The sequence below is a fragment of the Leptospira licerasiae serovar Varillal str. VAR 010 genome, assembly GCF_000244755.1.
GTDB classification, from domain to species: Bacteria; Spirochaetota; Leptospiria; order Leptospirales; family Leptospiraceae; genus Leptospira_B; species Leptospira_B licerasiae.
This window is the reverse complement of sequence record NZ_AHOO02000005.1, coordinates 1148572-1172215: the sequence shown is the minus strand read 5'-3', so window position 1 is coordinate 1172215 and position 23644 is coordinate 1148572. Positions and strand designations below refer to the sequence as shown.

23 protein-coding genes are annotated in these 23644 nt (G+C 40.8%); 5 read left to right on the top strand and 18 right to left on the bottom strand.

All coding sequences use genetic code 11. From position 1 onward, the window contains the following. Positions 1-73: 73 nt before the first annotated feature. On the bottom strand, positions 74-466 hold the full coding sequence (locus tag LEP1GSC185_RS05960; RefSeq protein WP_024863917.1) for a hypothetical protein: 393 nt from the start codon (positions 464-466) through the stop codon (positions 74-76). A 28-nt stretch (positions 467-494) separates the two neighbouring features. Here LEP1GSC185_RS05960 and aroE point away from each other — a divergent pair, with 28 nt between their 5' ends. Together aroE and LEP1GSC185_RS05950 are read left to right on the top strand one after the other, a co-directional pair. Beyond that, positions 495-1400: a shikimate dehydrogenase gene (gene aroE, locus LEP1GSC185_RS05955; RefSeq protein WP_029607850.1), complete on the top strand. Its 906-nt coding sequence runs from the start codon at positions 495-497 to the stop codon at positions 1398-1400. A gap of 21 nt (positions 1401-1421) precedes the next feature. Continuing rightward, positions 1422-2633 (top strand): bifunctional folylpolyglutamate synthase/dihydrofolate synthase, encoded by a 1212-nt coding sequence (locus LEP1GSC185_RS05950; RefSeq protein WP_008594065.1) that lies wholly within the window; start codon positions 1422-1424, stop codon positions 2631-2633. On the opposite strand, the gene LEP1GSC185_RS05945 is transcribed toward LEP1GSC185_RS05950, so the two are convergent. From LEP1GSC185_RS05945 to LEP1GSC185_RS05910, 8 genes are all read right to left on the bottom strand, one after another. Further along, positions 2617-4245: a PEGA domain-containing protein gene (locus tag LEP1GSC185_RS05945; protein ID WP_008595220.1), complete on the bottom strand. Its 1629-nt coding sequence runs from the start codon at positions 4243-4245 to the stop codon at positions 2617-2619. The genes LEP1GSC185_RS05950 and LEP1GSC185_RS05945 overlap by 17 nt on opposite strands. Further along, positions 4242-5012, bottom strand: a complete 771-nt coding sequence (locus tag LEP1GSC185_RS05940) for an ABC transporter permease subunit (protein WP_008593994.1) — start codon at positions 5010-5012, stop codon at positions 4242-4244. The genes LEP1GSC185_RS05945 and LEP1GSC185_RS05940 overlap by 4 nt, the downstream gene beginning before the upstream one ends. Next, positions 5009-5911 (bottom strand): ABC transporter permease subunit, encoded by a 903-nt coding sequence (locus LEP1GSC185_RS05935; protein ID WP_008594126.1) that lies wholly within the window; start codon positions 5909-5911, stop codon positions 5009-5011. The genes LEP1GSC185_RS05940 and LEP1GSC185_RS05935 overlap by 4 nt, the downstream gene beginning before the upstream one ends. 12 nt (positions 5912-5923) lie before the next feature. Then, the gene (locus LEP1GSC185_RS05930) at positions 5924-6379 is read right to left on the bottom strand and encodes a PTS sugar transporter subunit IIA (protein ID WP_008593707.1); all 456 of its coding nucleotides are present in this window, start codon (positions 6377-6379) and stop codon (positions 5924-5926) included. Continuing rightward, on the bottom strand, positions 6376-7260 hold the full coding sequence (locus LEP1GSC185_RS05925; RefSeq protein ID WP_008595041.1) for a hypothetical protein: 885 nt from the start codon (positions 7258-7260) through the stop codon (positions 6376-6378). Before LEP1GSC185_RS05925 ends, LEP1GSC185_RS05930 begins: the two co-directional genes overlap by 4 nt. Further along, positions 7250-8401, bottom strand: a complete 1152-nt coding sequence (locus LEP1GSC185_RS05920; RefSeq protein ID WP_008593617.1) for a 4Fe-4S dicluster domain-containing protein — start codon at positions 8399-8401, stop codon at positions 7250-7252. Before LEP1GSC185_RS05920 ends, LEP1GSC185_RS05925 begins: the two co-directional genes overlap by 11 nt. Positions 8402-8409: 8 nt before the next feature. Continuing rightward, positions 8410-8691 (bottom strand): hypothetical protein, encoded by a 282-nt coding sequence (locus tag LEP1GSC185_RS05915; RefSeq protein WP_010414765.1) that lies wholly within the window; start codon positions 8689-8691, stop codon positions 8410-8412. 92 nt (positions 8692-8783) lie between these two features. Continuing rightward, the gene (locus tag LEP1GSC185_RS05910; protein ID WP_010513696.1) at positions 8784-10328 is read right to left on the bottom strand and encodes a cellulose synthase family protein; all 1545 of its coding nucleotides are present in this window, start codon (positions 10326-10328) and stop codon (positions 8784-8786) included. Positions 10329-10959: 631 nt separating this feature from the next. Here LEP1GSC185_RS05910 and LEP1GSC185_RS05905 point away from each other — a divergent pair. Further along, a complete protein-coding gene (locus tag LEP1GSC185_RS05905) occupies positions 10960-11691 on the top strand; it encodes a motility protein A (protein WP_008595029.1) in 732 nt (243 codons plus the stop codon). 165 nt (positions 11692-11856) lie between these two features. On the opposite strand, the gene LEP1GSC185_RS05900 is transcribed toward LEP1GSC185_RS05905, so the two are convergent. From LEP1GSC185_RS05900 to LEP1GSC185_RS05885, 4 genes are all read right to left on the bottom strand, one after another. Then, on the bottom strand, positions 11857-13482 hold the full coding sequence (locus LEP1GSC185_RS05900; protein ID WP_008594212.1) for a hypothetical protein: 1626 nt from the start codon (positions 13480-13482) through the stop codon (positions 11857-11859). Then, on the bottom strand, positions 13482-15107 hold the full coding sequence (locus LEP1GSC185_RS05895) for a hypothetical protein (RefSeq protein WP_008595592.1): 1626 nt from the start codon (positions 15105-15107) through the stop codon (positions 13482-13484). Before LEP1GSC185_RS05895 ends, LEP1GSC185_RS05900 begins: the two co-directional genes overlap by 1 nt. A 4-nt stretch (positions 15108-15111) precedes the next feature. Then, positions 15112-16593: a potassium/proton antiporter gene (locus tag LEP1GSC185_RS05890; protein ID WP_033271997.1), complete on the bottom strand. Its 1482-nt coding sequence runs from the start codon at positions 16591-16593 to the stop codon at positions 15112-15114. Between the two features lie 117 nt (positions 16594-16710). After that, positions 16711-17049, bottom strand: coding sequence for a DUF1292 domain-containing protein (locus LEP1GSC185_RS05885; RefSeq protein ID WP_008594403.1), 339 nt, complete (start codon positions 17047-17049; stop codon positions 16711-16713). Positions 17050-17159: 110 nt separating this feature from the next. On the opposite strand from LEP1GSC185_RS05885, the gene LEP1GSC185_RS05880 reads away from it, so the two are divergent. Then, entirely contained in the window at positions 17160-19646 is a 2487-nt protein-coding gene (locus tag LEP1GSC185_RS05880; protein ID WP_008595239.1) for an ATP-binding protein, read from the top strand. 228 nt (positions 19647-19874) lie between these two features. On the opposite strand, the gene LEP1GSC185_RS05870 is transcribed toward LEP1GSC185_RS05880, so the two are convergent. Genes LEP1GSC185_RS05870 through LEP1GSC185_RS05855 form a run of 4 tightly spaced genes read right to left on the bottom strand, consistent with a single transcriptional unit; the run spans position 19875 to position 22548 of the window. Then, positions 19875-20165, bottom strand: a complete 291-nt coding sequence (locus LEP1GSC185_RS05870) for an HNH endonuclease (RefSeq protein ID WP_008594056.1) — start codon at positions 20163-20165, stop codon at positions 19875-19877. Between the two features lies 1 nt (position 20166). Further along, the gene (locus LEP1GSC185_RS05865; RefSeq protein ID WP_008594893.1) at positions 20167-21153 is read right to left on the bottom strand and encodes a type I phosphomannose isomerase catalytic subunit; all 987 of its coding nucleotides are present in this window, start codon (positions 21151-21153) and stop codon (positions 20167-20169) included. Positions 21154-21159: 6 nt separating this feature from the next. Further along, positions 21160-21828, bottom strand: a complete 669-nt coding sequence (locus LEP1GSC185_RS05860; protein WP_008595642.1) for a J domain-containing protein — start codon at positions 21826-21828, stop codon at positions 21160-21162. A gap of 27 nt (positions 21829-21855) precedes the next feature. Continuing rightward, on the bottom strand, positions 21856-22548 hold the full coding sequence (locus LEP1GSC185_RS05855) for an LIC_12936 family protein (RefSeq protein WP_008595214.1): 693 nt from the start codon (positions 22546-22548) through the stop codon (positions 21856-21858). 117 nt (positions 22549-22665) lie between these two features. Here LEP1GSC185_RS05855 and LEP1GSC185_RS05850 point away from each other — a divergent pair, with 117 nt between their 5' ends. Beyond that, the gene (locus LEP1GSC185_RS05850; protein ID WP_008595407.1) at positions 22666-22998 is read left to right on the top strand and encodes an STAS domain-containing protein; all 333 of its coding nucleotides are present in this window, start codon (positions 22666-22668) and stop codon (positions 22996-22998) included. A 3-nt stretch (positions 22999-23001) separates the two neighbouring features. Here the strand turns inward: LEP1GSC185_RS05850 and LEP1GSC185_RS05845 are convergent, their stop codons facing one another. After that, entirely contained in the window at positions 23002-23625 is a 624-nt protein-coding gene (locus LEP1GSC185_RS05845) for an LIC10729 family protein (RefSeq protein WP_008594258.1), read from the bottom strand. Positions 23626-23644: the final 19 nt, after the last annotated feature.

Sequence of the window (23644 nt, the reverse complement as noted above, 5' to 3'; positions counted from 1 at the left end):
GAAATCCTGCAATGCGCCGTTTATGGCGCTTTGCTGATTGAGCGAAGAGCGCGGTCCGAAGGAGTCGCCCCGTTTAATCTCTACGTTCTTTATTGTGATTGATACGGTTCATGATATAGAGCATGGAGTATCCGCCCAAAATAACCGCGATCAAATTTACATTGGCAACCTGGTAGATCCCGATCTTTGGTGAGATCAACCAATACACCACTTCTCGGATCAGGTCTTGAAAGATAGAAAGAATGATCAGAGATCCCAGAATAGCGACTAAAAACGCCACCCAGTAACCTCCTAAAAGATCCTTTCTTTTATAATAATAAAAATACCAGGCGAGACCGCCGCTAATGGATAGGACGAATAGTATATCCGTGAATGTCGTCCACCAACCCGAAGAAGAAGCTAAAACTAAAAAGGGTTGAGTGCCGAGTAAAGGGAGAAAATCGTTGAGCGAGGCCAGGATTCCCATCTGCATTACAGGTTTTCCGGGTTTTCGGATAAAGTCGAGAATTTTAGTAAAAAAGAAGCGGAACCAATTGAAAATCTTTCGAGACAGCTCAAAATACTTCGGGATCGTGGGCCAGCCCTTATCTCATACCTTATCGCCCTTGTTACATAGCTCATGGTACGAAGACCTGAGCCTGGACTGCGGATATTTGGTTTTTCCTGTGGAAACTTTGGAAAAAAAGGAACTTCTTACTTTGTCAAAGTTCGGGGTCAGAGGTTTATCGGTAACCATTCCTCATAAAGAAATCGCGTTTCAACTTGCGGATAAAACGGACGAAACCTCCCAAACAGTCCGAGCAAGTAACACTTTAGTTTTTGAGAACGGATCGATTAGCGCGCATAATACGGACGGGATCGGTGCTGTTCGTGCAATAATAGAATCTTTTCCGGAAAGTTTAAAAGGAAAAGTTTTATTGATCGGAAGCGGCGGTAGCGCTCGTGGAATTTCTTTCACATTATTGAAAGAAGCGTCCGTAAAAGATCTAACCATCGCAGCAAGAAATCGTATAACTTCGGAAGAATTAACCGGATTACTCTCCAAAGTATCTTCCTCAAAGATTCAGTCCAAAGATTTAAATGAAGTCCAAAAGGATTTTTCGGAATATTCTCTTATCATCCACACCACTCCTCTCGGAATGAAAGGAAAAGATCCGGGACCCGCTATCCCGGAGTCTTGTTTTAGGGAAGGACAAGTGGTATTCGATATAGTCTACAATCCATTGGAAACTACTTTGGTTTTAGGAGCCAAGAAGATGGGAGCGAAGATTGTGCCTGGAACGGAAATGTTACTCTACCAAGCAGTGGAACAATTCAGATTATTCACCGGTGTAAGTTTAAGCCCTGAGTTGATCCAAAAAGGTAGATCCAGGCTTTTAAAAGCACTCGGATACACCTGAGACAATATTAGAAAATTTTAAATGTCTATCCCTGATTTTTTAGAATTCGGATCGAAACTGACCAATTTAGAGAAGACGAGGAATTTTAACGTATTTGGGGATTATTCCCTGGATCCGTTCCGAAATCTTTTAGATTCGTACGGCTGGAGAATTAGAAAAAAAGAAAGACTTAGGATCTCAGTAGTAGGCACAAACGGAAAAGGTTCCGTTTCCCATTTTTTGGCGGCAAGTTTTTCGAATTTAGGATATAAAACTGGCCTATATACTTCTCCCCATTTATTCGATCCGAAAGAAAGGATCAGGCTTAGTCCTAATTTTGAGCCAGTGAGCAACGAAGATCTAAAAGAAATTTCTAATATACTATTTTCACAGAGTAATGCAGAAGAACTTTCTTTCCTTTCTTGGTTTGAATGGTTTACTTTGGGATCTTTCGTTTTATTCGAAAAAAGAGATATTGCTGTCCAAGTTTACGAAGCAGGTCTAGGAGGAAGATTAGACGCCACGAAACTGGCAGATCCGGATATTCTCGTAGTCTGTGCAATCGGAGAAGATCATAAGGCGGTCTTGGGCAATACCAAAGAAGCCATCTTAAAGGAAAAATTAGGAATAGTTTCCGCAAGAACTAAGATCGTATTCGCATTAGAACCGGAACCTTCTCTTTTAAAGATACTGAAAGAGTTTTGCTCTGAAAAAGATCTAAAACTATATCTTTATCCTGCATTGCCGGAAGGAAGATCATATTTGGATCATAATCAAGAATACGTAAAGTTTATTGTACATAGATTAGAAGAGATTATTTCCAAGAAACTGCCTTTTTTAGAAAAGACTGGACAAACAAATTCTAAGCCTGTTCCCCGTCCACCTGGCAGATTAGAAATTATATCCAATTCTCCAATGATCATATTTGATCCAGCGCATAATCCGGATGCAATACGAGTTACACTTGCATCATTATCTTCTGTATTCCCAGGCAAAAGATTTTCCATCTTAGCCGGATTTTTACCTGACAAAGAAGGAGAATCCATGGCGGAAAAAATTTTGAATTATACGAAAGAGCAAAATACGAATTTTTATTTTTTAGATTCGAAAGAATTTAAACTTCCGGAAGGATACCGATCCAATTCCATTCCGCCGGAAAAACTTTCCGAAATCCTAAAACCATCCGGACAAGAAGATGGGATCTTAGTTTTAGGAAGTTTCAGATTATACTCTTATATCAAAACTTCAAATTGAATTTTGCGTAAGACTCGGTTTCATACTGACCTTCTAAACCCCTTACGAATGTAGGCATAGTTTTTACGGGAGCCACCCCTACTTCTAAAGTTTCGGAATCCAATCCAAGAGCATAGAATGTCGCGGATAAAAGTAGCATTGTCCCGATCCCATACAACATGAGTCCGCCATGGATCCCTTGGTGTTTTCCGAATCTTCCTGAAATAGATCTGAAATAATCGGACTTGTTCTTAGCATCGTTATAGATACTTTCCTGATAAAAATAGGAAAGTGCGAATGTTTGGGTATTAGGAGAAGATTGCTGTAATTCCTGTAGAGCTACAAAATTTGTGATCTGGACCATTGGCCTTGCGTTTTCTAAAGCTTGATCCGCTCTCAAATTAAAATAATAATATCCCGCATAAAAGAACAAACTTCCGTAAAGTGAATAGATGGCGAAATCGTCATAAGTATGATCCAAGAATAAATATTTTTTATTTCGATAATAAGAAACGGATTCTCCTTCTTTCAGCTTGGCTTTGATCTCGGACACTTCCCCTTTTTTGATCTCCACTCCTTTGAATTGATCCACATGATCCGCTAAGACGAACCTTAATCTGTTCCAGCCTATTTTTACAGGGACTTTTACCAGCGGAGTGACTCCCAAATATTCGGAACCTAAATAAACCTTAGCACCTTGAGGATCGGAATCTACGGAAAGAAAACCTTCTTTTTTATCTTTTTCTAATACGATATCCAGATCTTTAGGTGATTCTCTAAGATCTACCTGTCCAATCCAGTCAGAATATCCGTTTTTAGTGATCCGAATATCATGGATCCCGGAAAGAATATCGTTCCTTTTTAAAGGAGTTTTACCTATATAGTTTCCGTCCAAAAATACTAATGAATCGTATTGGTTTCCGGTTTTGACGGAAAGCGCTTTGGTATTTTTTCCTAATAATGTTTTGCGGATCTCCTCTATCACCGGATTTAATTCCTGGTAAGATCGCCTAATACTCGTTTTGTGAGAGAATTCCTTTTTAGATCCGTCTTTAGAAGATCTCATCCGGATACTAATTCGGAGTTCTTCTCCCTTCTTCTCGAACTCTCCGTAAGTGGAATAAAAACAGTCGTATTTTCTGGAAATCGGAATGAGAAAACCTTCGTCAGGAGCGGATTCTGTTTCGTAAGGTTGCACTTTTAAAATTAAGTATCGAGGGTCCCTGGATACATTTAAGGAAAGTTCTCCCTTCTTTAATTTTTCGAGTCCCGTATAATCCCATTCACCTTCCCTCAAATTCGGTTTAATACCTGAAGGATTCGGGCCGAAAGAATGCTGAATGGATTTAGGGATCAGAGATTCGTCATAGATCTGAACTAAAGATTTTAAACCCGAATAAAGAACGGAAGCATAGCCGGAAGAATAAAAATCCAAAGATGTGTCTCCCGATAGATTCCTAAGAGGAAAAATGCAAAGTTTTCTTTCTTTCTCGAATTGGATCTTTTCGGGAGAAGAATATTCAGGAAAACGATAATATTCGTCTATCGCGTATGTAGGAGTTCCTACAAAAGCGGGAACAAAACAAATTAATAATGTAAGCGCAGATAGCTTTCTGAAGAAAAACAATTTCAAGAACGTTTTCCCCCTACAGCCATTACTAATCCCAAAATTCCCAGTGTAGGAAACACCAAAGACCAAGGAGCATTCTGTGCATAATCTTTAGAAAACGCAATTTGTTCTCCGAGGCCTGGTCCGAATACTTCTCCCCCTGCCGAAATTCCTAAAAATCCGAATATTGCAAGAGTCATCACCACGGCAGGAAGTCCCGTAAACAAAAGCACTCTCAATATTTGAAATGCCTGCGGAAGAAGATGTGCCCTAAAAACATAAGACTTGCTTGCTCCAAAACAAGAAGCGGCTAATGCATATCCGCTTGTGCTTACCTCGTCTATCTTAGCCCGAACTGTTTCGTAAGCTTGCGCCCAATCTCCAAGTACGATCGCTAAAAACAAAGGGATCGGCCCGGCTCCGAAAACTTGGACTACAAGCAAAGCCAATAGTAAAGAAGGAAGAGAAACAAACACGGAAGACAAGGGAGAGAATACATTCTTTTTAAAGAATGGACTAGTATAAGACGCCAAACCGATCAAGGAAGCCGCAACTAATGTAAGAACTCTTGCCGGAAATGCAAATAAGAACGTTGCCAAACTCCCATACGCAAACATGGAGAAAACATCTCTTCCTAATCTATCCTTACCGAATGGAAAATCAAAGGATGGAGGGAGAAAAGATTCCTTTAAATTCAATTCAGTAGGCGCGGATTTGAATACTATCCCCAATATTACCAAAACTAGATATAGAAAGATTGTGCCATAACGAAGCAGGTTTAGAGTTTTCAAGCTGTGCCGGCCTCCCAACCCAGAAGGCTGTCTCTTATTCTTTCTGAAACTCTAGTCAGGATATAGAATATTGTGCCGCTATAAAACAAAAGTGCGGAAAGTAATGCAGAATCCATAGTCCGTATCGCGTGATACATGGATTTCCCTATCCCAGGGAAAAAGAATATTTCTTCTACTACGATAGCGCCGGATAATAAAGAACTCAGATCCAATAATATTAAGATAAGAAGTACGGGAGAAACTTTCAGCAGGATATGCCGAAATAATATTCTATTTTCCGAATATCCTCTCGCCTTAAGAACATTTGTATAAGCGGACTTTTTTTCTGTTCCCGCCAATTGGTGAGCAAAAATAAACAGCCGAGCAAACACTCTAGAACCTAACGCGACTCCGGGCAAGATCACATACGCAGTATTTCCAGGCTCATAGCCTCCGGGAGGAAGCCAACCCAGTATCAAAAAGAAAAATACTAGTAGAAAAACGGAGACTACGAATACGGGAGTTGATAAGATGAGTTGGCTGATAAATCCGAAAATTTCTCCCAAGAAACCAAAACGAGGAAGTAAAGAAACTAGAGCCAAAAAAACGGAAAAGAATGAGCCTGTTAAAACTGCGAACCCTGCCAAATGTAATGTAGGCCAAAATCTAGAAAGAATATGAGAAAGAACAGGATCTCCCAATTCAGTTTCTCCTAGATCGAAACTTACCAGACCTTTCCAAAATTGCAGATACTTTTCCGCAAAATCCGTGTTAGTTGATTTTTCCGCGGAATCCTGGACTTGGATACCTGAATCTGCCTCTAAAAATTCCTTATTTAGAGATCTAAGCTGAGAAAAAAATACTGAAATCGCGGAAAGAAAAACCGCAAAGATCAAAAAGCGTTTCGCTTCTTCTAACAAACTCTCACCCTCTCAAGCGGAGAAAGCTTTCCGGATCTCTTCGAAATTTTTAGAAAGGATCAACTTTTCGCGATCCTCTTTTACATTGAGGGTTTTTGCGATTTGTGCCAGGGTTTTGATATGTTCTTGGAATTTGGATTTGGGAACGATCAGGAGGATAAAAATATGAACGGGCAGATGGTCGATTGCATCAAAATCGATTCCCTTTCGAGAAAGGCCCATCACACATTTGAGTTCATCCACCAGATTGACAGAACAATGAGGGATAGCTACCCCGCTGCCAATGCCTGTCGACATGGATTTTTCTCTCGCCATGAGAGATTCGTACACAAGGTCCCTATCGTCTCTAGCAATTAACGCCGAGTCGACAGCCTTTTGGAGAAGTTGATTGATCACTTCTTCCTTAGAGGAACCTTCTATTTCAAAAATTACAGTCTCTGGCTTAAGTAAAGCGAGGAGCTGGTTCATGCCTCTGTCCTATCTCCTAGGAAAATACGAATCAGGATGGATTCAATGAAAAAAAACGATGAGACCCACAGGAATGTAGGAACAAATACCGGGGGAAGGAAAAAAATTGCCAACCCAAGAGGCGCCAGACTCAAAAAAGAAAGAGGCAAAAGTGAGCCCATATTTCTTCCCGGTAAATTTAGAAGTAAAACGAAAGAGAAGGTTCCGAGCCAAACCGGACCGGAAACAGTTTCCCAACCTGGAATTTTAGCAAGATGGATCCAAATAGAAAGAAGAATAAAAAACCCAAAAGGCAAAAGGAGAGCTAAACTGCTTCTTAGCAACAAAGGTACTGCTAAAAGTATCCCGAATCCGCCGCATGCTTCCAAAGCGGAATACCTAAATCCTGGCAAAATTCCTTCCGTAAAAAAACCAGGAGTATAAATATCAGGGTAAGAAGATCCTCTGAATACGGGAGAAGGTTCTGAAGCCCAGCTATCTATCCCTGGTATAAAATAGAATATTAGAAAAAGCAAAAATTGTAGCAGCGCCAACGGAAATCTGATCTTAAATCTCTGTTCTAAAATCCACCATAGGCCGAGTCCTATTCCTAAAGCAAGAACCGCATGCAATGCATATCTTGAATCTCTGGGAAGAAGAAGAGTAAAACTTAATGCATGGTTCACCCAATAGAGCGGATAAGACTTTCCGCCGGTGAGAAGAAAATAAGCAGCGGCTCCGAACAAAATCCCGAAACCTGCGGGAACCAATAGATAATAAGATCCGCCTGAACCTAAAACCAAAAGACCGATCGCTAAAATCGTAAAAAGGATATCGGGCAGAAGAAGATCCTTTCTTCTAAAAAAACCGTTTTGAGTGGAGAGAACATAGCTAAAAGCCATGATTCGCCTCCTTCCATGTTCTGATCTTATTCCTTAGGGAAATGGTAGAAGGACAAAGAAATGTGCAGATCCCACATTCCATACAAAGAGAAGAATTAAAATTGCCGAAACTGGAAACCAAGGCCATAGGATTTGCCTGGGTAGGACAATTGTAAGAACATTCTCCACATTCTACGCATGGAAATTCTCTTCTGCTTGGATCATGTTTGGTCAAAAATACTAAAGAATAATTCTGCCTGATATCCCAATAGAATCCCTTTTTGATATCTCTGACCGGATTTTTTTCATAAAAGGAATTGAGAGTAAAGTTGGAATACTTAGCACCGTATTCTTCGAATAAGAACTTAAGGCTTTGGCCGTTACGGATACGAACGGTTGAATCCGCTTTTCTGAGACCACCATTCTTTCCCAAGAAATATAGAGCGATCTCTCTTTCTATAAAAGGGAAATCGGCGAATAAGGCTCTATAAAGATTATATAATGTTTCCGGTCCTAAATATAAGATTTCTTTAATCTTAGAAAAAGGTAATTTTTCGGTTTGAGAAACGAAATATTCGGGAATTCCCCAAGGATATGCATAATTTTTAACGGGAGATCTCAAACCGGAAATATAATCTCTGATCTGAGCTTCCGGAAAAAGGGTTTTTAAAACTTCCAGAAAACGAGTGTGGCATTCTAAGTTCTTTTTTAGCTCGGGAAGATAATCCACGTCTTGTGTTCTTGTAAACGGGGACAAGATGATTAGAGATGTTTTTTGCCTGGATTTGAGATAAGATAAAAGAGAGTGTTCAGGAAAGTCCAGACTGACCAAACCGAGTCTGTCCATCGGCTCTAGTACTTCTTCTTTTTTGAGAACTTTTGGGATCCAAGGTTTGGAACCGATAAAGTTTCCGTCTTGAACGATACGGATTTTGGATCCTTCTTCGCTATGTTCTAGTGAGGCTATTCCGTTTACAGGAGACAGAACCGAACCTGAAGATTGTTTGTAGAGAGGATCTCCTACACTTACCCGGACTGGAAAATCCTTAAGTAATAAGGCGTCTCTATCCGGGAAGAGGGTGTAGGGTTCGTCCAGGACCGTTTTGCGATTTCCCGTTTCTTTTACGGTCCTGGGTTGGAGGAGGAACGGTTTGGAGAACAATGCCCTTTTTAGTTAGGCGACTTCACCATGTAGATTTCGTCTTTAATGGGAAGTTCTTTCTTTAAATTTTTGATATAAGGAAGGATTTCTCCCATCGGCTCGTAGAATTCGCAATCAGTTTGCATACGGCGAGCCACTGTGAAGTATTTGTATAACTTCTCTTCGCCGGAACGTTTGGACCATTTTTTCTTGGTACATTTGACCCGGAGGATGTATTTGTCCGCCTCGGATTCATACTGTCTGACGGTTACACAATGCAGGCAGTTGGCGCAATAGACTTTCTCACTCATCGGTTATCCTGTTTCCTGGGGTATTTGACAGATTTAGGCGAGGGCACAGGGAGTCAACCCGTTTCCTCGCCTTTTGTATGGCAGAAGCTGTGTCAGGCTTCCTGAGGGATCTCTTCCTGAGCTGCGTTTCTTGCTTCTTTGTATTTCCAGGTAAATTCTTGGAAAGATTTAAAAGCTACGAAGAAGAAACCGATCCCGTAGATCAATAGGAAGCCCACAATATAAGGACGTCCTACTAAGAAAGATAGCACAACGGAAAACACACAATAACAACCCAAAAGGAACTCAAGAACTACATGGAAGTCCAAAGGAACGGTGTATTTCAGCCTATCTTTCAGAGCGTCCGTGTTTTTTTCGATTCTCAGTTTAGGTGTTCTTTTAAAGGAAGATTGGATGCCAAGAACTGCTTCTAACCAAGCTCTTGTGTTTACGATCGCGATCCCGGTTCCGATCATGATCAGGATTGGAAGATAAACTAATCTCTTTTTCCAATCTTTGTATAAAGTCTTTTGTGAGTATGCGTAGAAGAATAGGGGTCCAACCGATCCTATAGAAAGGACAGCCGCAGTTCCGGACAATACTTCTAACGGAAGATCGTAGAAGCTGAAACCGGACCAGTATTCCATCAATAATAATGGAGCACTGAATAGAATGTTCACAATCATAAGTGGGTGAACGGAATAATTGATCAGGTGGGTCACGGCCTCAGCCTTAGTTTTCCAAGGTAGGTCCGCTTTCCAAATACGAGGAAGAAGTTTTACTGCGGTTTGGATAGAACCTTTGCACCAACGGAACTGTTGGGATTTGTATGCAGACATCATCGCAGGAATTTCTGCAGGGCAAACCACATCTTTAAAATAACGGAACTTCCAGCCTCTTAGTTCGGCACGGTAAGAAAGATCGAAGTCTTCGGTAAGGGTATCGTGCTCCCATCCGCCTGCATCCTCGATAGTTTTCTTTCTCCAAGTACCTGCGGTACCGTTGAAGTTCATCCAAAGTTTAGAACCGTTACGAGCAACCTGTTCGATCATGAAGTGACCGTCGATACCGAAACTTTGAGCTTTGGTTAGAATATTATAATCAGCGTTGATATGTCCCCAACGTGCTTGCACCATTCCGATCTGTGGATCGTCGAAATAAGCCATGGTTTTGAGAAGGAAGTCAGGATCGGGCATAAAATCCGCATCGAAGATTGCAATGTAGTCTCCCTTACAAACTCTCATACCTTCGTCCAAGGCGCCTGCCTTATGACCTACACGATTTGTTCTGTGAAGGTGATGGATATCGAAACCTTGGGCCTTGTATTTTGCCACTAAGGAAGCAGCTTTTTGGATGGTTTCGTCGGTGGAGTCGTCCAGAACTTGGATCTCTAATTTATCTTTGGGATATTTTAATGCAACTGTGGAGTCGATCAGACGATCTACTACGTAAAATTCGTTAAAAATAGGAAGTTGGACAGTGACTACCGGAAGGCTCGGATCGTCCAAAGAAAGGTTTCTGCTCGGGTCTGTATCACAATTGGTGTTGTACTTTTTGTAAAGATACACCATGATATACGTATGGATTCCAAAGAAAAATAATCCTAGAATATCTAGGGCGTAAATTCCCAAAAACAGAACAGTGACTACAGTGAGCATTTGGGACAAAAATTTTAGAAATACCTAAAAAGTCAATGGATTTTGCAGCGCAACATTCGAAGCCACATTTTTCGCTCCTAAATTAAATCCTGGTTCTCCGGGAAAAAATCCTCCCAAGCCCTAAGGTCCGAACTTTGAAATCCGATATTTTAAACCGGATGGACCTTTAGCCTCCCTGGTTAAAGTCAATCCACTGCGAATTTTCACTTTCTTGTAGAGGGGATGGACGAAACCGTCCCTTATTTTTTTCTTAGCTTCCCTGAACACCCGAAAGCTGCTCGGACTGTAGGAGTTCCTACGTTGAAATAAAGGTGGCCCCCACCCTGCGTTGGGATTGGGGGGAGTGGCCCGTGGGAAAGCTCGTTTTCCCTATCACAGAACCCTTCCTCCGTCAACGAAATCCTCTTCATCGAATCCGTGTAGGAATTCCTACAAAATCTACTTCCGTGCGAAACTTTGAGTTTGAAGAGAAGAAAATTTCAGATCTACCTACCCGCCAGGGATCGATGCGGGCGTCGCAAAGCGACCGAAGCGGAGAGCCCGGTCCGAACGAAGTGAGGAGGCGGCCAAACTTCCATTGAGTATCGCGAAAAGACTTGTCTCTAAGACATAATCTACCTAATTTGCTCTCATGCGTTCGGCTATCTTAGGTTTAATTGCCGCATTTGCTTCCGTTCTATTAGCCATCTTGTTGGAAGAAGCGCATTTTCTTTCCTTTCTCAAACTATCTGCACTCGTATTGATCTTGGGCGGAACTGCAGGCGCTACATTCGCGAGCTATACTCCTGAAGAATTTGCAAACCTAATCATTCACTTAAGAGAATCTCTTTTTCCCAAAAGAGATTTTTCTCTTTCAGATGTATTCTTGGACTTTGCGGAGAAGGCCCGCAAGAATGGATTACTTTCGTTGGAAGACCAACTCGCAGGTGTACCTGACGCATTTTTAAGAAAAGGGATCCAACTCATCGTAGACGGAACAGATCCAAGAGCTGTAGAAGAAATTTTATTCGAGGCAGCAGAAGGTTTGGAGAATAAGGAAACCCGTTCTGCAAAAATTTTAGAAACCGCCGGAGGATTTTCTCCTACGATCGGGATTATCGGAACCGTGATGGGACTCGTGAGCGTATTGGAAAATTTGGGAGCTGGGACAAGAGCTCTTGGAGAAGGGATTGCAACTGCGTTTATCGCAACTTTCTACGGAATCGCGTTTGCAAACTTAGCTTACTTTCCATTGGCGAACAGACTTAGGACTTGGGCATTTTCCAGAGACAGAAGAAGACAAGCAATTATTAGAGGAATTATTTCTCTACAAACGGGAGACAACAGAAGGATCCTTGTCGAGAGAATGGCGCCTTTTTTGTAGGAACTCCTACAGGGGGTAAAGTGCGGCCCCCACCCGAGTTGGGAGGCGGAGGAGGGCCCGTGGGAGAGCCTGTCTCCCTATTATCATAAAATTCTAATTTCTTCAACCGTATTTTCGCGTAATAAACTTGTAGGAACTCCTACAATTCGGCGCGAAATGATTTTCCTAGATCGAATTTATTCCTTCGTTCTTCTTGCGATTCTCTTCTTCCCACATCTTATTTTCGCGGACCTCATCTATCAAATAAGGCTCTTTATATTTTCGAAGAGAACCGAACTGAAACTTCCAGAATAAATCCCATCTCCTGGGATCGAGCAACTCTCCTCTTGTCAACAAGTTTAAAGAATCATAATATTCCTTGAGATTAGGGTCTTGGATCTTATTTTCTCCGGATTCCACAGATTCAAAATAGCCGGAAGGTAAATGTCTGATCTTATGACCGACTCTGCCCTTCCCTTGGATCCTTGATAGGAGCGGATCACCTAATGCAATTATATCTATAATATACTGGGTCGGCAGAAAAAATCCGATCACGCCAGTATTATATTTAATGAATACCTTTTGATCTGTAGGAGGGAAAAAAGGCTTTTTATTCGCCACATAGGGAAGAAGAGAGCCTTCTTTGTTGCACCAAGCAAGACCAGTCCCGAGGTAATACCAAAACTTCTCGTCAGTAATTCCTACTTTATCCAAGATCCAAGGATTTTTTCTAACCTGTTGTTTTATAGAGTGAACAGGAGTCGAAGGAAGAAAAACATTATAAAAAAGCAAAATCGCCCCTAATATATACATCTCTTTTTTTTCGAAATTTTTAAGGCGAACCAAAGCGATCCCAAAAAGAAGGATCACATAAGTAAAAAATCTTCCAGCCATAAAATCACCTCCTACAAAGAGGATATACGTTAAATACGGCAAAGAAAAGACCAGAGATCCTAAAATAGGATTCGAGTCTTTCCGTAATACCGTCCGCATAATAGCTACTATCGGAAGAAATGCAAAGACAACCGAATCCCAATTTAGTTCATAAATATAGTACTGCAAGCCTTGCAAAACAATCTGGATAAAAGGATCTTCTACATTCGTTTTAGAATAATATGTATTCGGCAAAATAGAACCATAATAGATCGCAGAAAAGAGAAACCAAAGAAGCGCGGGCGATCCGCAAAAGGAGACTCTAACACATAATGAAAAATTAATATTATTATCTTTCCAAGCTTGGATAAAAACGATCAAAAGAGGGATCAAGAAGATCAGAATGAAGTCGATCCTGGAAACCAGGCCAAGACTAGCAAGAAGGACAAGCCCGGGCAGTTTGGAAACAGCCTCTTCTTCTTTAAAATATAAATAGAAGAAGGTCGCTTCGAGCAGATAATTAAGAGAATTTTCCAAACCTGAGTAGGAATAATCCACAAAGGATCTGGACGACAAAAGAAATCCAAATCCTAACCAAAAGGAAGCTTTAGAAACGGACATCTTTCGTAAAAAGTAAAATGCAGAGAATGTCCAGACAAAGGAACTAAAAAAAGACCAGACCACAATGTTTTGATACGCATAATAAAAAGGCGAAAGTATTAGGATCAAAAGTGGATTCGTAAAAGCCTGCACACGTTCTGCGATATTCCATCTCAATCCGTAACCGTTTACAAAATGATCTAAGACCCTGAAGCTAATAAATGAATCATCACTTAGCCAGGCGTTTTGGTAAGAAATATAAGAGAATATGATAAGGATTAGTATTGATTCTGCATATTTAGAACTCCAGAGAATATCTCCCCACTTCTTACTTAACATCAGGGAATAAAGTCTTTTAATACGTCAGGAGGTAAATTGAATTTAATTTCTGATTTTTTGGATTTTTCTGGATCTAAAATATAATTATCCAACGGATATTTTCGAAAGGATCCAAATTGGTATTTCCAAAACAAATCCCACCTATGCCTATCACAAATTGGACCCATTGTTAAAATTCGAATTCCCTGGTAATATTCTCGCAATGGTTCTTCTGAAATCATATTAGAATTCGATTCCAAGCTTTCTATATATCCTCGAGGGATCCCGCGAATCTTATGACCAATCCGTCCCCTTCCCTTCAAACGAGATAATAAAGGATCTGTTAAAGCCCAATGATCAACAATATGATATTTTGGCCCTAAAGAATACCCCACATAACCAATATTACTAATCCTTGGAATCTTTTCATCCACGATGTAGATGGGGGCTTTTTCTCTCAGTTTATTTAAGATGGAGGTAGGCTCATTTCTTTTCGAAAAGCCGCTACTATGAAAGTAGTAGAACTTTTCGTCCGAAATGCCGTTCTCAAAACTTTGAGCGTAATCAAAAACAGATTTAGGCATACGATGGAACGGAGATGTGGAAAAGAATATATTGTATGCTAAAAATAGTCCGATGAGACTAACAACTTCCTTTTTACTAAATTTAGAAGTCTTGGATATTACTAGTCCAAACATTAAAATGACGTAAGTGAAAAAACGTCCCGCCATAAAATCTCCACCTACGAACAAAATATAAACTAAATATGGCAGGGAAAAAAGAAAGCCGATAACTAACTCATTTCGTTTGTTCCTAAAGACCAAATTTAGAGCATAAACGAAAGGTAGGAAAGTGATCGAAATTGGATCCCATATGACTTGTTTATAATAATATAGAAAACCCTGATGGAAAACTTGGCTCAAAGAATCCACAGTATTCGTTTTCGCATAGTATGTATTGGGCAAAAGAGAACCATAATATACTGCAGCAAAGGAAAACCATAAAATTGCTGGCAAAGATGCCAAAAAGGAAATTGTTAGGGACTTTCGAGTGACACGTCTTTCCTCATATTCTTTCCAAAAACAGTAAACAATTGGAATGATAAAAATTAAAACGAAGTCCATTCGAGAAACGATACCGATGGAAATCAAAAAAAATAAAATAGGAAGTTTAGATTCTTTTTCAAATCTATAATCCTTCCAAAAAAAGTAAAAAAATGCCGCTTGGATAAGGTAATTTAAAGAATTTTCCAATCCAGAATACATATAATCAAAAAAAGATTTAGAAGAAAAGAGAAAGGCAACAGAGATCAAAAACGATACTTTAGATCCGGATATTCTTTTAAGAAACAGTAAAGTTCCTATCCCGAAGAAAAATGAAGTTATGAAGGAAAGGGAGACTATATCATTCCAAACAATATAAGGAAAAAGTAACAATAAAACTAAAAGAGGATTTGTGAATACTTGCACCCTTTCGGCAATATTCCAACGCAATCCATATCCATTAGCAAAATTATCCACCACCCTGAAACTAATGAATGCATCGTCGGACAACCAAGCATGTTGATAAGATATATAGCAAAAAAAGATGATCGCTAAAATTAAGTCCGAATATCGAACAGCGCTAATTCTTTTCAAAAATTTCACGAAATCAAGCTTCCTTTCTTTCTCCCATTCTGGAAAGAATTTCTCTGATCTTATCTTCTGCACCTTCCGGAGTTAAAACTAAAAGAACGTCACCGTCTTCCATCTTTGTCTTACCGGTTGGAACCAAATGTGAGTCTCCTCTGTAGATCAAGGTGATCAAAGAGTTTTCAGGGAAATCCAATTCGTAAACAAATTTACCTACGGAAGCAGAGCCGTACGGAACGATATATTCCAAAAGTTGTGTATCGCTCTTCTCCTTGTTTTCAAATTCGAATGGATAAGAAGCTCTTTGTTCCAATGCTGCCTCGAGTCCTAAAATTCGGACCGCGAATGGAATAGTAGAACCTTGTAATAACAGAGAAGTTAATACCGTAAAGAAGACTATATGAAAGATCATCTCCGACTCTGGAAGTTGTTTTGCAAAAGGGAATGTTGCCAGAATGATCGGAGCAGCCCCTCTTAATCCCACCCAAGAAACCAAAAGTTTTTCTCTCCAGTCCACATTAAATCCGGTAAGAGCCAAGAATACCGCCGCAGGTCGAGCTATCACTGTTAGAAAAATGGAAAACGCTATTCCTAACGCAGCAACGGAAGGAATTTTAGAAGGAAATACCAGAAGTCCTAAGGTAAGGAACATCACGATCTGCATCAACCATGCAATTCCATCCATAAAACGAACATTACTTCGTTTATGTACGAAAGATCTATTCCCTATGATGATCCCCGCAATATATACCGCTAAGAACGGGTTCCCCCCGATCAGATCCGTAGCGGAATAAACGAATAAAACGGAAGCCGAAAGTAGCACTGGATACAAACCTTCGTAATCCAATTTGATCCGGTTCATTCCTCGATAGATCCAGTATCCTAAAAGTAAACCTAAGATAATTCCTAAACTGAATTGCTGGAAAACCGTCCATACAAGCGCATCCCAAGAAGGGGAAGAAGATCCTACAAAACCTAACACGGAAGTAGTTAATAATACTGCAAGGGGATCGTTACTACCGGATTCCAATTCCAAAAGAGAAGTGAGTCCTTTCCTCATACCTATATTACTGGTTCGAAGAACGTTAAAAACAGCCGCAGCATCGGTAGAAGAAACGATCGCGCCCAAAAGAAATCCGATAATAGGATCGAAACCCATTACAAAAATTGCAAATAGGGCGACAAATAAACAGGTAAGAAGGACTCCCAAGGTTCCTAGAGAAATTCCTTTCCAAAGGACAGGCTTTACCTTGATCCAATCGGTCTCCAAACCTCCCGAGAACAAAATAAATGCCAATGCTATGGAGCCGACCTTACGGGTCAGATCCGCGTCGTTAAACCAGATCTTTAGAATGCCGTCGGAACCTGCCAGCATTCCTATCGATAAGAATATGAGTAACGATGGAATTCCGAATTTTGTGGAAACGCGCAACAAGCCGATGCTCAAGATGATGAGACTTGAGAGAGCTAAAATTTGAAACTCGAAGTTAAGAGCGTTCAATTCCACTATGATAGATTCTAATCCGTTGAAAATTATGCGATTTCTTTTTTTATAATCCGCATTAAAACTTAGGTAAGTGACCGAGATCAATTCCGGGGCTTCAAGAGCTTGGACCCATTAGACTACGTCTGAGTTCAGTTCATACAATAAATCTTCTAACTCTCTTGGGTCGGTAACCTCTACCAATCTATCTTCTCCGAATTCATCCGCTTCTATCTTCACTGCGAAGTATCCGAAAGTTTCTTCTCCTTTTAAAAATCCAACATCCAAATTGATGAAATCCTTTTCGTCTTCTGAAGAAGGTATGAGCAAAAAATATTGGTGCTCGCCCAAATCCACTACTTCTCCTACGATAAAAGAGTACGGATTTCCATCTTCGTCCAACAAGTGTAAAAGTTCGTCGCCTAACTCCTCGTGCTCTGTGGATTCAGTTTCCTGATCGTAAGATTCCAACATAAAGAATTGCTCCTTATGATAAAGATCGGCCCAAAAAAGGATTCGTCTTTGCCGTAAAAGGTGGACAAACCTGAAAATCCATCATTTATAGGATGAAATTCCGTTTATTTATGCATTCAAGACTCGTAATTTTCCCGATTTTTTTTCTCTGCCTGCTACTCTCCTGGAATTGCGGAAGGGCTGATTACGATTCGGGAGAAATTCGAGAAGGTAAACTAGACGCGAAAACTTGGGACCCGAGCAAAACCATTCTTTCTTTGAGGGGAGATTGGGAATTGGTTCCGGGAAAATTTTTGGCATCCGAGCCTGAGTCTGGACAAATCCAAGAGAGGATCTACGCGCCCATTCCTCAGACCTGGAATGAACTATCAAAAGATGGAAAACTTTTATTTCCGAATGGAAAAGGTTTCGGGACCTACTCTCTCCATGTACAACTTCCCGAAAATTGCCCCGAGCTGATGTTAAAAGTTCCGGATCTAGGAACGTCATACTCTATTTACGCGGATGGAAAACTTTTAGAAACTGTCGGTAAGGTAGGAAAAACTCCGGACACCACTGTCCCGTTCCTGCAAACTTCAATCGTTCTTCTACCTCAAAATCTGAAAAGATTAGACTTTGAGATCTCCAATTTTGCTCATATCAACGGAGGCCTTTGGTTTACTCCTGAGATAGGGATACCTTCTCTTATATTAAAAAAACTGCATTCTAGCCAAGCGATGGATGTGGCAAGTTCCGCTGCGGTCCTGGTGCTTGCGATCTACCAAATTATGGCGTTTCTCAGGACTCGAGAAGAAAAAAGTCAATTGTACTTTGCATTATTCTCCTTGGCCTCAGTATTCCGATTTTTCCTAACGGGAAATCGGTTATTTAATTATGTATTTCCGGAGGTTCCTTGGGAGATCAGCTACAGGTTGGAATATCTGAGTACCTACGTACTCTGTTCCGGATTTTTATCTTATTCTGCCACCGCATTTAAACAGGATTTCCATCCTAAAACGGAAAGGATATCCCTGATCATAATGTTATTGTTCGCAATTCCCACTCTGGTATTTCCCGCGGAATTCTATGCAAAACTGCTTTTCCCGTTCCAATTCGTAATTCTTATAGGAGGCGCCTACACTTTACTGGGATGTACAAGAGCAGTCCTCCACGCAAGGCCGGGTTCCCGATTTTTCTTAGTAGGGATCTCTTTTATAATTATCGCCGGCATAAACGACATTTTGTCCTCCAACTATATATTAAATAACCATTATATATTAGCTCCTGCGATCTTTTTCTTCATATTCTTCCATAGCCTCGGCTTTTCGTTCTCCTTCTCCAGGGTTTTAAGGACTTCTATGGAAGCGGAGAAGGGATTACTGATTGCCAACCAAAACCTGAACGAGCTAAAAACGGAACTTGAAAGCAAAGTAGAATCCAGAACGGTCCAACTTACCGCAGCAAAAGAAAAAGCGGAATGGGAAGCAAAATACAGATACGATTTCTTGGCAATAATGAGCCACGAGATCCGCACTCCTTTAAACGGGCTTTTAGGAACTTCCAATCTTTTGTCCGAAACTACTTTAACACAAGAACAGAAGGAATACGCGGATATTATCCAAGCCTCCGGCGAGAACCTTCTTCACTTAGTGAATCAACTATTAGATCTTTCTAAAATAGAAAATCATCGTTTCGTATTGGAGATCCTCCCGTTCGATCCTTTTGCGGTTTTACAAAGGGCAGCAAGAGTGGTTAAAGCTAGAGCGGAAGAAAAAAGGGTCTTAGTCGATATTTCATATCCGGAACACCATCCCGGGATCTTCTTAGGAGATGAAGGAAGGATACAGCAAGTCCTCTTAAATCTTTTGAGTAATGCGATCAAGTTCACCGGTTCAGGCGGAAAGGTTTGTCTTGGAGTTCGTTTTTATGGAGAAGATCTTTTCTCCAGAGTTTTAGAATTTTGGGTAGAAGACAACGGAGTCGGGATCGCAGAAGAACAAGCCGCGGTATTATTCGAACCTTTCGTCCAAGCGGATTCTTCCGTTGCCAGAAAATTTGGCGGAAGCGGTTTGGGCCTAACCATTTCCAAAAAATTGGTAGAACTCATGGGGGGAAGCATCCGTATCATAAGTTCTCCAGGCAAAGGGTCCAAATTTTCTTTTTTACTTCCCTTCCCTCAAGAAGAACCTGAAAAACAAGAATTGGAAGAAGAGTCTGCACCACCTATCGTTCTACCTCCTCTTAAAATCCTACTCGTAGAAGACCAAGAATTTTCTAGAAGAGTTGCATTCGATATTCTCACTAAACTCGGAATGAAAGTACATTCTTTAGGAATGGGAAAAGACGCAATCGCTCAATTGGACAGAGAAACTTACGAAATAATACTCTTAGATATCGATCTTCCGGATATTAGCGGCGTAGAAGTTTCCAAAAGAATTAAGGAAACATTCGCCCATCCTCCCTATCTTGTCGCTTGGACCGCTCATGCTTTGCCAGGCTCTGAAGAATTTTTCGAAAGTTCAGGATTCGACTCTTATCTCAAAAAACCTTCTCTCAAAAGGGATTGGATCCTGTTTTTAGAAAGATACGTGCAAAGTAGACCGAAACCTTCAGGTTAATCCATTCAAAATGCGTAATATATTTTTCATCATATTTGTTTCATTCATTATAATCGGATCCTACCATTGTAATTCGGGAGGAAAACAGGATTGCGGTAGATCCACTCCTACAGATAAAAAAATCGCCGAGATGTTGCAGGCGGCATGCTTAACGGATCGTAGCAACCAAAGCGTGTGCGATCTATATTTATTGGAAGCGGTTTACCACGCCCATTGTTGGTAATAATGTCAAAATTCTTCGAAAGGAAGTTTGTTCTTTTTGGAATTATTGCAATCTTTGCAGGCAGGAACCAAATTCGCTTTGATAGACTTTCCTCCTTTCGCTAACGGGATGAGATGATCCATTGTAAGTTCATCCGGAGGGAATTTTTTACCGCAGTAGTAACAGATCCCGTCCGCTTTCTTTTTTCTCCACCAAGGAGTTTTGCGTAATTCTTTAGCGATCTGTCTTTGTTTTTTGATCTCGGATTCGCTAACCCAAAGAAGGGGCTCTTCCGAATATTCTCCCGGGCCGTTCATATTATGAATATTGGATCCAATCCGAACCTGGACCGGACCAGGCCAAACGTAAAAAAGAAGATTTAGATTCGCAATTAATTCCCTCTTTGATCCCGGAAGCTGTTACTAAAACAGTATCTCCGGTTTTCAGATCCAGATCTTCTAATTTACATTCTCCATTCAATACCATCAAAACATGGAATACCGGCTCGGATGAAAAAGAAGGAAGAGAAAATTTCTTAGCGGAATCGATCTCTAAAATTTCCATTCTAAACTTATCATTTGCTGTCAGAACGGAGCGGGAGAAACCGAAAGAATCGATTTGTTTAGGACTCAATCTGTCCTTAGGATCGGCGGAAGAAAAATCCAAAACATCCAACGCTTTTTTAAGATGTAACTCTCTTGGTCTTCCGTAATCATACACTCTATAAGTGGAATCAGAAGATTGTTGTACTTCCATCAAAAGAATCCCTCCGCCGATTGCGTGAATTCTTCCCGGGTTTAGAAGAAAAGAATCTAGTTCTTTTACCTCTACTTCGTTTAGGATTTCTTCTACTCTATTTGTTCTTACATACTCTGAAAATTCTTGCTTATTAGTTTGTTTTGAAAATCCGCAAACTAGTTTGGAACCTTTGTCTGCTTGCAGAACTGTCCAAGCTTCCTTTTTACCTGCACTTTCAGGATCGAACTTCTCCGCGTATGCGTCGTCCGGATGGACTTGTACTGATAATTTTTCCTTCGCGTCTATAAGCTTGATCAATAAAGGAAAACTTTGTCCTTTGAAGGGTTTTCCAAGCACTGACTCGTAATCTGAAGTATATACTTCTCTAAAAGTTTTTCCGGAACATTCTCCGTTGGTAATTTTGGAAAGATCGGAACCGTAATCCGAAATCTCCCAGGACTCACCTATATCTCCCGAGGGGATAGCTCGTCCCAATACGGTTTCTAATTTTCTACCGCCCCAGACTTTTTCCTTATAGATGGGCTCGAATTTGAAAACCTTCTGCATATATGCCTATTTTTTTTGACCCTGGAAGAGTTCAATTTTAACTTTTAAGATCCGCTTCTTGAAATGAGTAAATACGTCGGGGCGAAACCCGGATAGATCCAATGTATAGATCCGACCGGGAACTAAGCTACCCGGTTCCGGGCTCCATTTTAAGTATCTATAACTTTTGTAACTTCCCTTTCCTCCGCAGGAAGCGCAGTTTAGATCCGAACCTCTACATTCAGGGCAAATGGATCTGACTACCAAGGGAATGGCGGCAAATATTCTGCCCAACAACTCTTCCGGCTTGAGACAAATTCGAATATCGTGATAGATGCCTGTGTATTTTTTGCGATCTCTACTTCTCATTCCGGCACGAAGAAGTCCCCTTCTTGCAAATTCAACCGCTTGGGTAGCGAATAGGATCCGAGACGGCGGGATCAGGTGAATTCCATTTTTTGCATGTTCTTGTCTTTTACGGATCTTGAATTCTTGGTCGAAACGAGAACGTTCTTCCGGTTTGGAAAGTATCTGATAAGACTCTAAAACTTTTAAGAAGACAGGTTTAGAACCGGTAAGCCTATTATCCGGATGAAAAATTTTGGCGAGCTCTCTATATCTATGTTTGATAGAATCCGGACTGGCACCGAAGTTCAGGCCCAGAACTCGATAATGATCTGTCCAGGCCGAACTCATGGTAAAATTTTAGACTCTAAAAATGATTTAACGATTCGAATTATATTCTTGGAAGGAGCCGCCGCTTTCCAAACCGTCCAGCATCGTATCCACATCCTTCCTGTCTGCTCGGATCGTTCCTTCCACATATTTATCTATTGCTTGGACCACTTCTGCAAGATTGTCACGATAAGAACGGACGAACTTTACCCTTTGGTTCGGACTCCTGATATTTCCGAGACTATACACCTCTTCTTTCGTTCCGGCATCCGTTTTTCTTTTTACGACTAAAACTATATTTGCAGGATCAGAGGCCGCTACCTTCTCGTTTTTTAATTCTCCGATCTCGTCGTTTATCGGCCTGAGCTTAGTGACCAGAGATTTTCGGGTAATAAAACGAACTCCATCCAGTTTTAGGGAACCTTCTCCCCCTGAAACTTTTAGATAAAACTTTTTATCCACTAAAAATCTATCACGGACCGGGAAATTGAAATTTTCCATCGCAGGAACAAATTGAAAATACTCGTTATCAATAATTTTCTTCCTTCTATTCAGGAAAGGGAGCATATCTTCTATTCTTTTATGAAAGTCCTTAATGTCTTTTGTCAGACCTTCTATATCACGGACCTGCATTGGTTCATAAGGAAGTATTTTGATCTGACCGTCCTTCTCAAAGTCCTGAGAAGATATTTCCCAACTGAATAAGCAGATCAAAAGAAGTAAGATAAACGGTTTCTTCATTCGTATGAGTCCGGATGATTCCTATATTTAGTGTCGTCCATTCCGTCAAAAAGCCCGGATTTTTCCTAAAAATTCGTTGAATTCCGGCCGGATTCTACGAAAAGGGAAGGGACCGATATGGAAATTAGCATTAGAAAATCCAGCGAAACAAATATAATCAGCCTCTCCGGGAGCCTGGACATCTATACGTCCATCGATCTCAAAAACTTTTTCGAACAGAACATTGACCGAAATAACAATAACGTTGTGATCAATCTGGAAAAGTTAAATTATATAGATTCCTCAGGAATCGGGATGCTAATTAAACAACTGAATTATGTCCAAGAACTCAGCGGAAAATTTTTCATCGCGAATATGAAACCTGCGATCGAAAAAGTTTTCAAAGTGGCTGGACTAACTTCATATTTCCAAACTCTTTCAGAGTCCGAATTCACGAGCCAATTTCCCTGATCCTCAAGGATATTCCGGGGCGGTGTAGGATAAAAACACGTCCCAAACTCCCCAAAATCTACCCTTTTCTCCCGCGAGCGGAGTCAGATTTAAATTCAGTCTACCTTCTCTCAACTCAGACGGATCTACTGTGATGTATACCGGAGGAGTTCCTGCGTAGATGGCTCTGGAGTATAAGTTTTCGTTCGGAAAACGAATTGTCCTTTTTAAGGTCCCGTTCGCGGAAATTCTAAGTTCCCTATCAGGTAAAATCGCTGCATTTTCCGTTTTGGAGAATAAGGTCAGGTCGAAATACACGTAGATAATGTCTTTTCTGTTCGGATTGGCAATAAGTAGGATATCCAACCCGGTCTCAGGAACCATTCTACATTGGTTATCAAATAGTCGTCCTGTCCCGGCTCCCGGCGCTGGATCTTTTCTGTCCGGAGCTAATTTCAGACCATTATGATATCCCCAAATCGAAAGTTCGGGGAAGGTTCTATAATCCTCGGAAATATAGTTTTCTCCCCCCATCGGTTTGGAGAAATTCTCAAAATTTTTCGTTTCCCGATTTTCCTGACCGATCGGACCCTGTCCGCCAGCGGCAAGAATTAAGAATAAGAGTATTGCAATTCGGCGCCAGTCCATCTTTTTAGAATATCGACCG